Consider the following 13,742-nt stretch of genomic DNA (forward strand, 5'->3'; position numbering starts at 1 on the left):
CGTCCATGTTTGCATGGCGTAGCATGAACAGATCGTTAATAGGGCCCAAATCACCCCATTTTGCGCCGGCGTGACATTCCGGCATCAACGTGCGTCGGCGTTCTTCTGCGATGCGCCGGCCGGGACCACGTGAACCACGCGAAAGCCGTTGTCCCTGAGGTATCGCAGGAAGGCGGGCATGATCGCCGCCGTGCGCGCCTTGGGGTCGTGGAAGAGGATGATGCCCTTGCCGGCGGCGGCGAGGCGCTCGGTGACGAGCTTCAGTTCCTGCTCCGGCGTCATCTCGTTCCAGTCGCTGGCCCAGAGGTCGGCGCCGAACACGACGATGCCGCGCGATTGCAGCAGGTCGAGCTCGGCCTGCGTCGACTCGAAATAGGGGAAGCGGAAGAACGGCGTCGAGGGCGTCGTCGTCGAGACGCCCTTCAGCGCCATCTCGTCGGCCGCGATGCCGCGGTCGATCTCGCTCTTCGCCTTGTCGAACGGGATCCGCGCCATGAACGGATGCGAGAATGTGTGGTGGCCGATGGTGTGGCCCTCGCGCGCGATGCGCTTGACCATGTCGGGGTGCTCGGAGGCGTGCAGGCCGATCAGGAAGAAGGTCGCGCGCACGCATTCCTGCGCCAGCGCCGCCAGCACCTTCGACGTCGTCGGCGGATGCGGGCCGTCGTCGAAGGTCAGCACGACCTCGTGATCGGCGAGCGCCAGCGTCTGTGGAAAGCTCTTCAAGCCCACGCGCGGCGTGGTCTTCGCATCGACGCTCAGGACCCGCGAGGTTCCCAATGCGTCCTTGCGCGGACAGTCCGCGGCCCCCGCCGACGCGATGCCGGCGACGGCCGAAAGGACCGCGCCCGCCGCGATCGAGGTCCAGCTCAGTCGAAGCATCTTTGTCATTGCGCTGGCTGTTGCCTTGTGGGTATTGCCTGAACCATCAGCTCAGACCACCCGTTCCAACCTGTCAAACGGCGAGGCGCGCCATGGATGAACATATGGACGGTGCCTCATCCGCCGAGGCCTCGGTACTCGACCACGTGCCGATGCGCAATGAAGACGGCGAAATTCGTCACGAATTCGTCGAGGAAATTGCCCGTGCGATCGAGGCCGGCGACAGCGCCTCGCTGCGCGCCTGCGTCGCCGAACTGCACGAGGCCGATCTCGGCGATCTGATCGGCGCTCTTGCGCCCGACGACCGTGTCCGCCTGGTCGAGCTCACGGGCACCGACTTCGACTTCTCGGCACTGAACGAAGTCGACGAGGCCGTCCGCGAGGAGATCCTCGACGAGCTGCCGCCGGAGACGGTGGCCGAGGGCGTCCGCGAGCTCGAATCCGACGACGCCGTCGAACTGCTGGAAACCCTCGACGAGGACGAGCAGGAGGAGATCCTCGAAAAGTTGCCTCTGCAGGAGCGCGTCGCGCTCGAGCGCAGCCTGCTTTATCCGGAGAATTCGGCCGGCCGCCGGATGCAGACGGAGTTCATCGCGGTGCCCCAGGATTTCACCGTGGGGCAGGCGATCGACTACATGCGCGACACGCCGGATCTGCCCGATCGCTTCTACGAGATCTATGTCGTCGACAAGGATCGGCATTGGCAGGGCGCGGTCTCGCTCGACGTCCTGCTCCGCGCCCGCCGTCCGGTGCCGCTCGCCGAGCTCACCGACGAGGACCGCCGCCGCGTCTCCGTCCTGGAGGACCAGGAGGAGGTGGCGCGCATGTTCGGCAAGTACAATCTCGTCGCAGCGCCGGTGCTCGACACCCAGGATCGGCTCGTCGGCGTCATCACCGTCGACGACGTCGTCGACGTGATCGAGGAAGAGGCGGACGAGGACCTCAAGGCGCTCGGCGGCGTCAACAGCGACGAAGAGCTTTCCGACACCGTTTTCACCATCGCCCGCGCGCGGTTCAACTGGCTGCTGGTCAATCTCGCCACCGCGTTCCTGGCATCCTCCGTGCTCGGCCTGTTCGAGGGCCAGCTCGAGAAGATGGTCGCACTCGCCGTGCTGGCGCCGATCGTGGCGAGCCAGGGCGGCAATGCCGCGACCCAGACCATGACGGTCGCGGTGCGGGCGCTGGCGACCCGCGAGCTCGGCTCCTCCAACGCCTGGCGCGTGGTGATGCGCGAAGGCATGGTCGGCCTCGTCAACGGACTGGCCTTCGCCGTGATCACCGGCATCGCGGCGGTGGCCTGGTTCAAGATCGCGGGCCTCGGCATCGTCATCGGGCTTGCGATCATCGTCAACCTCGTCGCCGGCGCGCTCGGCGGCATCTTGATTCCGATGGCGCTCGAACGCGTCAGGGCCGACCCGGCGGTGGCCTCCGGCACCTTCGTCACCACGGTGACCGACGTGGTCGGCTTCTTCTCCTTCCTCGGCATCGCCACGTTGTGGTTCGGGTTGAGGTAAGGGGCGGGAGCGGAACGCTCTCCTCGTGTCCCGGGCGCGCTGCAACGCTCTTGGCGTTGCTGCGCAGGACCGGGACCCAGAAAGCGGCACGGTACTGCGGCGACGTGGGCCCCGGCTCTGCAGCGCACCGCTGAAGAAGCGCTGCGCCGCGTCCGGGGCACGGCCGCCATCATCTTTAATCCGAACTTAAGCGACCTGCCGCATCATCGTCCGCGCTTGGGGGAATGAGCATGCGTGTGCGGCTGAAGGCTGACGGACGGGTTGTCGAGCTGCGGGATGGGCAGGAGTTTCCAATCCAGCCTGCGGCCACCGCAGCGCCGGCCGATGCCAGCCCGCTCGCGGTGCGCGATCTGCGCCGCCGTGCCTGCCTCACCCAGATGGAGTTCGCGGCAAAACTCGGCGTTCCGGTCGAGACCATCCGCAACTGGGAGCAGGGCAAGCGCGCTCCGCGGGGACCCGCCCGCGCGCTGCTCGCGGTGATCGCGCATGCGCCGGAGACCGTGTTCCAGGCGCTCGCCAAAGCCTGACGCCAAGGCTCTTGACGCACACCCCCCGTTAGCATTGCGCGCTGAATATCCGGGCTGACCGCTGCGGCGTCCGTTGGCAGTGTCACGGGCCGGGTCCATAATGACGCCTGGATGATGCTTGGGACGACCACAACAGAGAGGATTCCTCATGCTGTTCGTCGAGGCCAATGGCGCAAAAATACCGGCGATCGGGCTCGGGACCTGGGAGCTGACCGGTCGCCCCTGCGGACGCGTGGTCGAGCAGGCGTTGCGGCTTGGCTATCGCCACATCGACACCGCGCAGGTCTACGAGAATGAGCGTGAGGTCGGCGACGGCCTGCGCGCCTCCGGCGTGCGCCGCGACGACATCTTCCTCACGACCAAAGTCTGGACCAGCCATTTCACGCCGCACGATCTCGAGCGCTCGGTCAAGGAGAGCCTCGTCCGGCTGCGGCTTCCGTCGGTCGACCTGCTGCTGCTGCACTGGCCCAATTCGCACGTGCCGCTGGCGGAGACGCTTGGCGCGCTGGCGCATGCCAAGCGCATGGGCCTGACGCACCACATCGGCGTCTCCAACTTCACGGTGGCGCTCATCGAAGAGGCGGTGGCGCTGTGCCCGGAGCCGCTGGTCTGCAACCAGGTCGAATACCATCCCTATCTCGACCAGGCGAAGGTGAAGGCGGCCTGCGACCAGCACGGTCTCGCGCTGGTCGCCTACAGCCCGATCGCCCGGGGTCGCATCAAGTCCGACCAGACGCTTGGCGAGATCGGCCGTGCCCACCACAAGACACCGGCACAGATCTGCCTGCGCTGGCTGGTGCAACAGAATGTCGCCGCGATCCCGCGCACCTCGCGCGTCGAACGCCTGTCGGAAAACATCGAGATCTTCGATTTCGAGCTCTCGGACGACGAGATGACCCGGATCGCCGCGCTGGCCAGTCCGAAGGGCCGTCTCACCGATTATGGTTTCGCGCCAAAATGGGATTGAGGGGCGGCCGGGGTATGGTAGGACCGCGGCGGCAACCCAAGATCGGGCGATGGAACTGCGGAAGATCATACGAACGGACATTGCAGCGTCAGCGATCGCGCATTTGACGCTCGTCGGGCTGATCATCGTGATCAGCGAGGTGCATCCGTTTCACGCCGCGCCGCCCGAGACCGTGTCGGTCGACATCGTCACGCCGGAGCAGGTCAAGCAGGAGGAGGCCAAGGCGGAAGAAAAGGCCGAGGAGAAGGTGAAGGAAAAGCCGCCGGAGCCGCCCCTCGACCTGAAGCTGCCGAAGCTGGATTTCACCGACAAGGACAAGGCGGCCACGGCGCCAAAGCCTTCGGCCAAGCAGCAGGCCGCGGCGTCGTCTTCGAAGCAGCAGGCATCGCCTGAACCGTCGCAGCAGAAACAGCCGCAGCCGTCACCGCAGCAGCGTGAAGCCACCGCGCAGCCGCAGCCTCAACAACCGCAGCCTTCGCCGCCACAGCCGCAGCCATCGCAATTGCCGCCGCAACAGCCGATGCCGCAGGCGATGCAGCAGCCGTCGCCCGCCGCAATGTCGCAGCCACAGGCCGCGCCGCCGCCGGCCTATCAGGCGCCGGAGCCTGACGTCACCGTCAAGTATGGCGTCATGCTGGGTCTGCCGCCGGAACTGCCGCCCGAGCCGAAAGACGCTCCCAAGGACGACGGCGGCGACGGAAAGGAGTCGATCGCCGCCAAGCTGCCGCCTGAAATCATCGCCGAGCTTCGTCGCCGCCTGAGAAGCTGTGCCAAGCTCCCGGCGGGCGTCTCGCCGACCGACAACGTCAATATCAAGCTGCGTGCGGTGTTCGCCACCGACGGCACGCTGGCGCGCCCGCCGATCCTGATCCAGGCCCCGCCGTCCGCGAAGGGCGTCGCCATCGTGAAGTCCGCGATCAGGGCGCTCGAATCCTGCCAGCCCTACAAGATGCTGCCCGCCAACCTGTATCAGGAATGGAAAGTGATGGACCTGCCGTTCAGCCCGCGGGATTTCGGCGGGTAGCTGGCGTCATTGAGCAGCACCGCGCTTCCGCATCGCTTCGCCATCCGCTGTCACTACCGGCGCCATCGCCTGCCACGCGCTTGAGGCGAACTGCCGTCGCCAGGTCACGACCACCACCGCAGCCGTGGTCACGAACAGTACCCAGGGGCTGACGAACCAGCCGAGATAGCCGAGCGCGAAAAAGAACGCGCGCTGGCCGCGGTTGAAGTGGCGGCCGGCGGATTCGAACACGCGCGTGGTGCGGATGACGTGGGCTTCGGCCTCCGGCGTGTCACGCTGGGCAGCCGGCGGCATGCCGCCGAACAGGATCGCGACATAGTTGAACAGGCGATAGGCCCAGGCGAACTTGAAGAAGGCGTAGACGCAGATCAGCACGAGGCCGACGCATTTCAGCTCCCACATCGCCGGCGAGGTGCTGAGGTCGATCGGCAGCTTGCTCAGGATGGTGATGGCGTCGTTGGTGGCGTGCAGCAGCGCCAGCGCGCCGCCGAGCGCGAACAGGCTGGTGGAGGCGAAGAAGGCGGTGCCGTTCTGGAGCGAGGCCATGATCTGCATGTCGACCATGCGGGTGTCGCGGTCGAGCAGACGGCGGACCCAGACCTCGCGATAGCGGTTCATCCGCGCCGACAGGCTGTCGCGGCCATAGGCCGAATGCTCCAGCGTCAGGGCATAGACCAGCCATTCGACGATGAAGAAGCCGACCGCGGTGATGTCGACCCAATGCCTGCTCATGTCGCTCTCCTCGCAACCATCGCAACGATTGCCACGCATGGCTGGTCGCGGCAACGATTGATTGGCGGCAGGCGTTGGCGCTAAAAGCAGCCGCACAAACGGACTCGGGAAGGACCGGTGACATGGCAACGCTCAAGCTTGCGATCGGCAACAAGAACTACTCGTCCTGGTCGTTGCGGCCCTGGCTCGCGCTGCGCGCGAACGACATTCCGTTCGAGGAGACCGTCCTTCCGCTCTACACCGACAACCCCGCGGACAAGCAGCGGATCCTCTCCTTCAGCCGCGCCGGCAAGGTGCCGGTGCTGGTCGATGGCGACATTACGGTGTGGGATTCGCTGAGCATCATCGAATACGTCGCCGAGCGTTATCCGGACAAGACGTTGTGGCCCGACGATGTCGCGGCGCGCGCGCATGCCCGTTCGGTGTGCGCCGAAATGCATTCCGGCTTCATGGCCCTGCGCAAAGAGTGCGGCATGAACCTGCATCGCCCGGTGCGGCCCGTGACGCTGTCGGCCGATGCGCTCGCCAACGTCGCGCGCGTGCAGGAGATCTGGCGCGAGTGCCGGGCGCGCTATGGCGCCGGGGGACCGTTCCTGTTCGGCGCTTTCGGCGCGGCGGACGCGATGTACGCGCCGGTCGTGCACCGTTTCCGTACTTACGCGATCGACGTCGGGCCGGAGGCCAGGGCCTATATGGAGACGATGATGGCGCTGCCGGCGTTCCAGGAGTGGACCCGAGACGGGCTCGCCGAGACGCTGCTCATCGACAGGTTCGAGACCGTCTAGGCCAAAATGCCAGCCGACCGGGAACCGCCCGGTGTCGGGACGCAGGTGAGTCTAGGTTGCTGGTGCTCCAATACCGTCCGGAAGGGTTGGGTTCCAGCGGTATCATCGGCTGCCGGTTCGCTGACTATCGTCCTGAAATCACTGCGGGATCGGGACGTTTGCCATGCCTGTATACTGCTGGCCAAAACGGCTGGCCGCATGCTATAGGACAGGCCGGGTTTTCAGCCGGTCCGTCGCAGTGGGACCCTGGGCACGGCCGGCGCTGTTTGAGTGATGGAGATGGGCGTTGAAGCATAAATTTCCCGTGGGAACGCGCGTATTGTTCACCGCCAGCAATGTCGCGCGCCCGGCTGCGAGTGGCTCTTACGAGATCATTCGCCTGCTGCCGACGGACGGCGACGACTGCCAGTACCGCATCAAGAGCTCGACGGAAGCCTTCGAGCGCGTCGCCAAGGAAAGCCAGCTCGCGCAGTCTTGAGGGGGCACGCTGCCGCGCATTGACGTTGCGAACGAATTGACTTGCTCGCCGTCAAAAGGCCCGCTTCGCCTCGACAGAGTCATTCGGGGGCAGCTACTGACTCGCGGTGCTCGCTTTGACCATTCGCTCTTTGCTCGCGTGAGGGGACATCGCGCATGAACTGGGCATGGGCCACGTCGCTCGACCAAATCTGGCGCTCGCCGGCCTTTCCGATGTGGATGACGCTGGCGGCTGCCGGCTTCTTCGGATTGGTTCTGCTGATCACGCTGTTGCGCGCCGACAAGTCGGTCGCCAACGGCGCTCTGACCGTCATCGCGCTGCTCGCCATCGCCATCGCGGTGCCTGCCACCATGCGCGTCTACGGACCGGTGGGGCAGGCCGCTCCGGCCGAAGCGCGTGCTGTGCAGGCGACGGTGACGGCGAGCCTGCCGGCGCTGTCCTGCCTCGACGATCTCGCCGGAGATGCCGTGGCCGTCGGCTGCGAGAAGGCGCTGTTGGGTGCGCCCGACACTGCGGCTGCGGCCGTCGCCTACACCGCTTCCCGCATCGACCGGCTGACCGCGCTCGGTGATGCCGCCACCGCCGAGAAGAGCCTGACTCTGGAGATGAAGGTGCTGCGCAAGTCGCTGGAGCACGATCGCTACGGCCTCGTCGCGCAGGTGCTGGTCGCGCGCGATGGCTGCACGCAGTTCGATTGCCCGGCCTTCCGCTCGCTGACCGATCAGCAGCAGGTCGCCGCCAACATGGATTCCCATCTCTACGACGCGCTGGTCGCGCGCTATGCGCCGACCTGGAACGCGCCCGCGCCGGCGATGCCGGCGACAGGGCCGCTCGCCGGGCTGCCGCCGACGATGCCGACGGGCAAGCCGACCAATGCGGAGTTCCCAAGCGCGTCGTCGACGCCGCCGGTCAGCATCATGACCCCGGAGCCGCCCACGGCGACGACGCGCCAGGCGGCGCCCGCCGCAAACGCAGCGCCGGCTCAGCGCGCACCCGCCGCGACCTCGGCCCAGGCGGCTGCACCCGCGGCCGCCGCCGCGAAGAAGCAGCCGGCTGCGAAGCGTCCGCCTGCGGCCGCACCGGTTCCGCTCGCGCCGCCGCCGGCCTCGGCTCCCGCGGCTGCGGATAACGAGTAGATCGGCTTTGAAAACAAGCGGCCGGCCCGCTAATGCTGGGGCATGCCACTACATCTGATCAAGCTTGCCGTCGGCTGCGACTCCGTCAAGGAATTGAAGGGGTGGATCGCCGAACGGATGCAGACCGCCAAGAAGAAGGGTCTGCCGCAACATCACATCCACATCACCCGCATGGTGCCCAAGCGCGACGCCGAGATCCTCGCGGGCGGGTCGCTCTACTGGGTGATCAAGGGCGAGGTCGCCGCGCGCGAAAAGATCATCGGCATCGAGCCGTTCCGCGACAAGGACGGCATCGGCCGCTGCCGGATCGTGATGCAGCCGAAGGTGATCTCCGTGTCGCCGCGGCCGATGCGGCCGTTCCAGGGCTGGCGCTATCTCGCCGACGATTCCGTGCCGCCCGATCTCGGCAAGTCCGCCGCGGGCTCGATCGCGGCGATGCCGGAGCCGATGCGGCGCGAACTGCGCGATCTCGGATTGCTCTGAGCATGATCCGGAAAAGTGTGAAGCGGTTTTCCGAAAAGATCATGCTCAAGACATAACTCACACCGCGATATTGTCGATCAGGCGCGTCGTGCCGAGCTTGGCCGCAACCAGGATGCGCAGGGGGCCGTCCTTGCGTGAGGTGACGGGGGCCAGCGTCTCGGCGTGGCGGGCCTCGAAATAGTCGAGCGCAAAGCCGGCCGCCTCGATCGTCCTGGCACCGCGCGCCATCGCGGGCGCGATCGCTTCGCCGGCCCGGATGCGGCCCGCGCTGTCCTTCATGGTGCGGTAGAGCACGGTCGCGGTCTGTCGCTCCTGCGGCGAGAGGTAGACGTTGCGCGAGGACATCGCGAGGCCATCGCGCTCGCGCACCGTGCGGGAGCCGATCACCTTGACGCCGAGGTTGAGATCCCGCGCCATCTGCGTCACCACCCGCAATTGCTGAAAATCCTTCTCGCCAAAGATCGCGAAGTCCGGCCGGCACTGCGTGAACAGCTTGCCGACGACGGTCGCGACGCCGCCGAAGAAATGCGGGCGGAAGCGGTCCTCGAGGCTGGCCAGCGCCGGCCCCTCGGGCACGATGCGGGTCGCAAAGCCCTCCGGATACATGGCCTCGACCCCGGGGTGCCAGACGACATCGACATCCTCGGCCGCGAGCTTGGCGATATCGGACTTCCAGGTGCGCGGATAGGCGCCGAAATCCTCGGTCGGAGCGAACTGGGTCGGGTTGACGAAGATCGACACCACGACGCGACTGGCGCGCCGCCTGGCGAGGCGCACCAGCGACACATGACCGTCATGGAGCGCCCCCATGGTCGGTATCAGCGCGATCGTGGCCTTTCGCTTGCGAAGATTGTCGACGGCGCGTCGCAGGGTGGGGATCGTGCGGGCGATCAAGGGGCTTGATGACATCAGGACTCGACTTGGTTGGGAATCGGAGCGGGCGCATCCCGGCGCCCCGGCGGCTAACCTTAACAAGCGTCGGTCGTGGACGCCATGCATCCGGATGCGGCACAGCATTCCCTGTGAAGCCGCGCCGGATGTCGCGACATTGTGGGCTGGATCTCAGACGAAAGACCGCGGCGCGATTCATGATGGGACACGACGCACTGCGAATTGCTTGTCCTGTCACGCATTTCACTTGACCGCCGACGCGGTCATCTCGAAGATATTCCATAGGGGTGTTGAGGATCGCCATGCTTGTGCAGGCTAGCCAAGGCCAATCCGGCTCGGCGCATGTGGTCGTGCTCGGCAACGAGAAAGGCGGCTCCGGCAAGTCGACGACCGCCCTGCACATCGCGGTCGCGCTTCTGAAAGCCGGCCAGCGCGTCGCCACCATCGATCTCGACTGCCGTCAGCAGAGTTTCACGCACTACATCAACAATCGTTCCGCCTGGGCGCGCCGCACGGGCCTCGGCCTCGAGCTGCCCACGCATCGCTGCATCAAGCTCGGCGAGACCATGCAGGTCGCCGAGAACGAGAATTCCGAGTTCCTCCAGTTCATGGAAGCGGTCTCGGCTGTCGAAGCCAGCTTCGACTTCATCGTCATCGATACGCCGGGCACCGACAGCTATCTGATGCGCCTGGCGCACTCGATGGCCGACACGCTGGTCACGCCGATCAACGACAGCTTCCTCGATTTCGACGTGCTCGGCACCGTCGATCCCGCCAACTATGCCGTGACGGGCGAGAGCCACTACGCCGAGATGGTGCGGGATGTCAGGCGCAAGCGCCGCCAGCTCGACGGCTCCTCGACCGACTGGATCGTGGTGCGCAACCGCCTGTCGATGCTCGGCTCCCGCAACAAGCAGCTGGTCGCCGACGGCCTGAAGGATTTGTCGCTACGGCTCGGCTTCCGCTACGTCGACGGTTTCGCCGAGCGCGTCGTCTATCGCGAGTTCTTCCCGCGCGGCCTGACCGCGCTGGACGATATCGACGAGGCCACGCTGGGCATGCGGCCCAATCTCGGCCATCTCACCGCGCGGGAGGAGGTGACGAGCCTGCTCCGCCAGCTCAAGCTGCCGCTCGACGAGCGTGGCCGCCGCCGTGCGGCAAATCGCGCCGAATGGTTCAGCCAGGTCGACAAGCCGCTCGAGGTTCACGACATCCTCGGCGCCTGACGCGGCGGTATGCCGCTACTTCAGGTCGATCGAAACAGCCGGTTCCCGCGGGAACTGCGGCTTCGCTCGGCCGTTTTCATCTCACGTTTACCGCGAAATTGAACCGACCCGAGACTGGTTGCGTCCGATGGTGACCTGCACCCCGACGTAGCCGTATGAGAACGGGATGCCCAAGAAACGTGTGCGACGCACAATGAAAGGGCTGCCAGTTCACAATATTTGGCCTTCCTGTCACGCGGCCGTGACGTATATTAGGGAATAGGCGACCAGGGGCCGAAAAGCCCCGGAAGAACACGATTTTCAACAGGGGTTCAGGCCGGAAGTGCCTGAGGCTGAGGACGAAAATGAAGCGTGGAATTGCCGTTCTGGTTTCGGTCAGTGCCCTCTGCGGCATCGCCTATTTCACGGCGAGCAAGTGGGCGATCAGGCACGAGACCATCACCTTCTACGACGCCTCGCGCGACAACCGTCCCGTGCCTGTCGATATCGCGATCCGTCGCGACAAGGAAATGCAGGCCAATGCCGGCATGATCACGATGCCGGTTGCCGTGATCAATCACGGCAACACCGTCAAGAACACCGAATACGGTTTCCTCGCCAACGTTTTCGCGGCGCGCGGCTATCTCGTCGTCAGCCCGCAGCACGATCTGCCGACCGATCCTCCGATGGTGACCAAGCCGGGCGAGCTCTATGTCGGCCGTTTGCCGCAGATCCTTCGCGGCGTCGCCAACATCCATCTCGCCATGCAGGAGATGAAGAAGGTTCAGCCCAACGCCGACTATGAAAAGGTGACGATGGTCGGCCATTCCATGGGCGGCGACATCACGATGTATTTCGCCAAGCAGTACCCGGATGAGGTCAAGAAGGTCGTCACGCTCGACAATCTGCGCGTGCCCTTCGTCACCGCGGGCAAGTTCAAGATCCTGTCGTTCCGTTCGTCGGATCCGCAGTTCAAGGTCGATGCGGGCGTGATCCCGACCGACGAGGAATGCGAAAAGGCCGGAATCCAGGTCGTGAAGACCGAATTCCAGCACAACGACATGCGTGACACCGGTCCGGATGCCGCCAAGAACTCGATCCAGGGCATGCTCGATAAATTCCTGAGCGACACCGACAGCGAGGTGGGCCCTGTCGACACGCGCTCGTCGCCTCCCAATATCCTCGAGCCCGGTCCGGTCGCCTTGATGGCACCAGCCAAGAGCTAGCTACAACTCAGCTAGCGGCAACTCGCAGCGATTCCCGACCTTCAGAGCCTCCGCCGGCCACCGCCTGCGGAGGCTTTGCACATTGACCGGGCCGTGTGCGCTGACCACATTAGCCGCTCACGGAAGGTCAAAGCAGGAATGTCGGGCGAACCCATCAAACCGCGCGGCCGCGGTGCCGTCTCGGCGCAGCAAGAGGGCGCGCTGCCGCAGGCCAGGACCTCGACCGCGGAGGATATCGCCGCCTTCGTCGCCAAGGCGCAGGCGCTGTCGCCGCATGCGCCCGGCGCCAGGGGGCGGTTGATCTTCGCGCTCGATGCGACGATGAGCCGGCAGCCGACCTGGGACATGGCCTGCGCACTCCAGGCCGACATGTTCCGCGAGACGGCCGCGCTCGGCAGTCTCGACATCCGCCTGGTCTATTATCGCGGCCTCAACGAGTGCCGCGCCTCGGGCTGGATCTCCGACAGCGCCAGGCTCGCGACGCTGATGAGCAAGATCGATTGCCGCGGCGGTGACACCCAGATCGGCAAGGTGCTGAGCGAGGCGCGGCGCGAGGCGGTCGCCTCCGGCGTGCGGGCCGTGGTGTTCGTCGGCGACGCCATGGAGGAGAAGGTCGACGATCTCTGCGCCAAGGCCGGCGAGCTCGGCATGCTCAAGGTGCCCGTATTCCTGTTTCAGGAGGGCCACGACGCCGCGGCCGAGCAGGCGTTTCGCGAGATCGCTCGGCTGACCGGCGGGGCCTGGTGCCGGTTCGATCCAGGTGCCGCGGCGCAGTTGCGCGAGCTGTTGCGGGCTGCTGCGGCCTATGCCGCCGGCGGCCGCGAGGCGCTGCTGAAATTGGCGAAGAGCGCGAGCGGCGCGGCGAAGCTGATCGGCCAGATGAAGTAACTGGTCAGGCTGGCGTCGCTTGCGTCGGAGGTGGTGCTGCGACCGACGGTGGTAACAGCCGTCCTTGCAGGATCAGGCGCAGAGTGCCGAGCGCGATCAATCCGACCACGATGTTGGCGGCTCCGAACAGATACGGCGCAAGCAGCGCGATCGCTCCGGTGTCGCCGTGTCCGGCCATGCGGATCGGCGCGATCGCAAGCGCGGTGGCACCGAAGGTGAAGCCCCAATACGACACGGAGAACGGCTGCTCCATGATCCATGGCAGCAGTCGAAGCAGCAGGAGCGCCATCATCAGACCGTAGCCGACCAGGACATGCGCGACCATGTCGGGCACGCCGCCATTGATGGCGAGATAGGCGACCGCGCCGACTGCGGGCGGTGCGAGCTGGATGCCGAGCGTCGGCCGCAGCGCGACCGGAAGCGTCGCGGCCGTGTAGAGCCGGTGCAGCAGCACGGATTCAATCGCGAGCCAGGAGAACAGCGCGACACCGAAGGCGAGCTGTCCCCAATCGGGATAACCGAGCACGGAAGAGGCCGCGGCGGTGACGAAGCCACCGGCAACGGTCGGCAGGTAGAGGACCGGCGTCGTCGAGGTGTGGTCACGGTTGCCCCGCCACAACAGGCCGGTTCGCCACAGGGCGAAGCCGAGCGTGAACGTTGCGCCAAGGCCGAACAGGATGACGGCGGAAGGCCGCGAATAGGGTTCCGCGGCGATCGCGATCAGCATGGTGGAGACGCCGGCGAGGCCAATGAAGCAGCACTGTATCGGGTGATGGGCTTCGCCGAGCGACTCGGCGCGCGCGAGGATCCAGCGCAGGATGAAGAGAACGAGCAGGAGCGCCCAGACGATGAAGGCGAGGGCGAGCAGGATCTCGCCGACGATCGCCGGCAAGTGCCAGACCTGGTGCGCGGCGCGCCATGCATTGCCGAGGCCAGCGAACCCGAGCACGATGCCGAAGAAGGCGGCCGGCACGATTGGCGGCTTGAATCTCTGGCTCATCGTC

Annotated in this window: 15 protein-coding genes; 11 read left to right on the top strand and 4 right to left on the bottom strand. The window is 66.0% G+C overall.

Annotation, left to right across the window (positions count from 1 at the left end; all coding sequences use genetic code 11):
• Positions 1-84: 84 nt before the first annotated feature.
• Entirely contained in the window at positions 85-891 is an 807-nt protein-coding gene (locus F8237_RS30070) for a polysaccharide deacetylase family protein (protein ID WP_151649755.1), read from the bottom strand.
• 83 nt (positions 892-974) lie between these two features.
• On the opposite strand from F8237_RS30070, the gene mgtE reads away from it, so the two are divergent.
• The 4 genes from mgtE (at position 975) to F8237_RS30090 (ending at position 4,914) form a co-directional block, all read left to right on the top strand.
• Positions 975-2,396 carry a magnesium transporter gene (gene mgtE / locus F8237_RS30075; RefSeq protein WP_151649756.1) on the top strand — a complete coding sequence of 474 codons (1,422 nt, stop codon included), beginning with the start codon at positions 975-977 and terminating at the stop codon, positions 2,394-2,396.
• A 224-nt stretch (positions 2,397-2,620) separates the two neighbouring features.
• The gene (locus tag F8237_RS30080; protein WP_151649757.1) at positions 2,621-2,923 is read left to right on the top strand and encodes a helix-turn-helix domain-containing protein; all 303 of its coding nucleotides are present in this window, start codon (positions 2,621-2,623) and stop codon (positions 2,921-2,923) included.
• A gap of 148 nt (positions 2,924-3,071) precedes the next feature.
• Entirely contained in the window at positions 3,072-3,890 is an 819-nt protein-coding gene (locus F8237_RS30085) for an aldo/keto reductase (RefSeq protein ID WP_151649758.1), read from the top strand.
• A gap of 49 nt (positions 3,891-3,939) precedes the next feature.
• Positions 3,940-4,914 carry a hypothetical protein gene (locus F8237_RS30090; protein ID WP_151649759.1) on the top strand — a complete coding sequence of 325 codons (975 nt, stop codon included), beginning with the start codon at positions 3,940-3,942 and terminating at the stop codon, positions 4,912-4,914.
• Positions 4,915-4,920: 6 nt separating this feature from the next.
• Here the strand turns inward: F8237_RS30090 and F8237_RS30095 are convergent, their stop codons facing one another.
• On the bottom strand, positions 4,921-5,646 hold the full coding sequence (locus F8237_RS30095; RefSeq protein ID WP_151649760.1) for a DUF599 domain-containing protein: 726 nt from the start codon (positions 5,644-5,646) through the stop codon (positions 4,921-4,923).
• Between the two features lie 122 nt (positions 5,647-5,768).
• Here F8237_RS30095 and F8237_RS30100 point away from each other — a divergent pair, with 122 nt between their 5' ends.
• From F8237_RS30100 to F8237_RS30115, 4 genes are all read left to right on the top strand, one after another.
• Positions 5,769-6,431 (top strand): glutathione S-transferase family protein, encoded by a 663-nt coding sequence (locus F8237_RS30100; RefSeq protein WP_151649761.1) that lies wholly within the window; start codon positions 5,769-5,771, stop codon positions 6,429-6,431.
• Between the two features lie 286 nt (positions 6,432-6,717).
• A complete protein-coding gene (locus tag F8237_RS30105; RefSeq protein WP_014494643.1) occupies positions 6,718-6,909 on the top strand; it encodes a hypothetical protein in 192 nt (63 codons plus the stop codon).
• A 155-nt stretch (positions 6,910-7,064) separates the two neighbouring features.
• Positions 7,065-8,045, top strand: a complete 981-nt coding sequence (locus tag F8237_RS30110; protein ID WP_151649762.1) for a hypothetical protein — start codon at positions 7,065-7,067, stop codon at positions 8,043-8,045.
• A gap of 42 nt (positions 8,046-8,087) precedes the next feature.
• Positions 8,088-8,528: a DUF1489 family protein gene (locus F8237_RS30115; protein WP_151649763.1), complete on the top strand. Its 441-nt coding sequence runs from the start codon at positions 8,088-8,090 to the stop codon at positions 8,526-8,528.
• Between the two features lie 57 nt (positions 8,529-8,585).
• On the opposite strand, the gene panC is transcribed toward F8237_RS30115, so the two are convergent.
• Positions 8,586-9,437: a pantoate--beta-alanine ligase gene (gene panC, locus F8237_RS30120; RefSeq protein ID WP_151649764.1), complete on the bottom strand. Its 852-nt coding sequence runs from the start codon at positions 9,435-9,437 to the stop codon at positions 8,586-8,588.
• Between the two features lie 284 nt (positions 9,438-9,721).
• Between panC and F8237_RS30125 the strand changes: the two genes are divergently transcribed.
• The 3 genes from F8237_RS30125 to F8237_RS30135 all read left to right on the top strand — a co-directional run bounded on the left by F8237_RS30125 (position 9,722) and on the right by F8237_RS30135 (position 12,738).
• The gene (locus F8237_RS30125) at positions 9,722-10,645 is read left to right on the top strand and encodes a division plane positioning ATPase MipZ (protein WP_151649765.1); all 924 of its coding nucleotides are present in this window, start codon (positions 9,722-9,724) and stop codon (positions 10,643-10,645) included.
• 344 nt (positions 10,646-10,989) lie between these two features.
• On the top strand, positions 10,990-11,850 hold the full coding sequence (locus F8237_RS30130; protein WP_151649766.1) for an alpha/beta fold hydrolase: 861 nt from the start codon (positions 10,990-10,992) through the stop codon (positions 11,848-11,850).
• Positions 11,851-11,988: 138 nt separating this feature from the next.
• On the top strand, positions 11,989-12,738 hold the full coding sequence (locus tag F8237_RS30135) for a VWA domain-containing protein (RefSeq protein WP_151649767.1): 750 nt from the start codon (positions 11,989-11,991) through the stop codon (positions 12,736-12,738).
• Positions 12,739-12,742: 4 nt separating this feature from the next.
• Here F8237_RS30135 and tehA read toward each other — a convergent pair whose 3' ends face one another.
• On the bottom strand, positions 12,743-13,738 hold the full coding sequence (gene tehA / locus F8237_RS30140; RefSeq protein WP_151649768.1) for a dicarboxylate transporter/tellurite-resistance protein TehA: 996 nt from the start codon (positions 13,736-13,738) through the stop codon (positions 12,743-12,745).
• Positions 13,739-13,742: the final 4 nt, after the last annotated feature.

Origin of the sequence: Bradyrhizobium betae (assembly GCF_008932115.1) — a bacterium.
GTDB classification, from domain to species: Bacteria; Pseudomonadota; Alphaproteobacteria; order Rhizobiales; family Xanthobacteraceae; genus Bradyrhizobium; species Bradyrhizobium betae.

Coding starts and splice junctions, on each gene's coding strand:
- F8237_RS30070 (WP_151649755.1), bottom strand. CDS start 891: ATGACAAAGATGCTTCGACTGAGCTGGACCTCGATCGCGGCGGGCGCG.
- mgtE (WP_151649756.1), top strand. CDS start 975: ATGGATGAACATATGGACGGTGCCTCATCCGCCGAGGCCTCGGTACTC.
- F8237_RS30080 (WP_151649757.1), top strand. CDS start 2,621: ATGAGCATGCGTGTGCGGCTGAAGGCTGACGGACGGGTTGTCGAGCTG.
- F8237_RS30085 (WP_151649758.1), top strand. CDS start 3,072: ATGCTGTTCGTCGAGGCCAATGGCGCAAAAATACCGGCGATCGGGCTC.
- F8237_RS30090 (WP_151649759.1), top strand. CDS start 3,940: ATGGAACTGCGGAAGATCATACGAACGGACATTGCAGCGTCAGCGATC.
- F8237_RS30095 (WP_151649760.1), bottom strand. CDS start 5,646: ATGAGCAGGCATTGGGTCGACATCACCGCGGTCGGCTTCTTCATCGTC.
- F8237_RS30100 (WP_151649761.1), top strand. CDS start 5,769: ATGGCAACGCTCAAGCTTGCGATCGGCAACAAGAACTACTCGTCCTGG.
- F8237_RS30110 (WP_151649762.1), top strand. CDS start 7,065: ATGAACTGGGCATGGGCCACGTCGCTCGACCAAATCTGGCGCTCGCCG.
- F8237_RS30115 (WP_151649763.1), top strand. CDS start 8,088: ATGCCACTACATCTGATCAAGCTTGCCGTCGGCTGCGACTCCGTCAAG.
- panC (WP_151649764.1), bottom strand. CDS start 9,437: ATGTCATCAAGCCCCTTGATCGCCCGCACGATCCCCACCCTGCGACGC.
- F8237_RS30125 (WP_151649765.1), top strand. CDS start 9,722: ATGCTTGTGCAGGCTAGCCAAGGCCAATCCGGCTCGGCGCATGTGGTC.
- F8237_RS30130 (WP_151649766.1), top strand. CDS start 10,990: ATGAAGCGTGGAATTGCCGTTCTGGTTTCGGTCAGTGCCCTCTGCGGC.
- F8237_RS30135 (WP_151649767.1), top strand. CDS start 11,989: ATGTCGGGCGAACCCATCAAACCGCGCGGCCGCGGTGCCGTCTCGGCG.
- tehA (WP_151649768.1), bottom strand. CDS start 13,738: ATGAGCCAGAGATTCAAGCCGCCAATCGTGCCGGCCGCCTTCTTCGGC.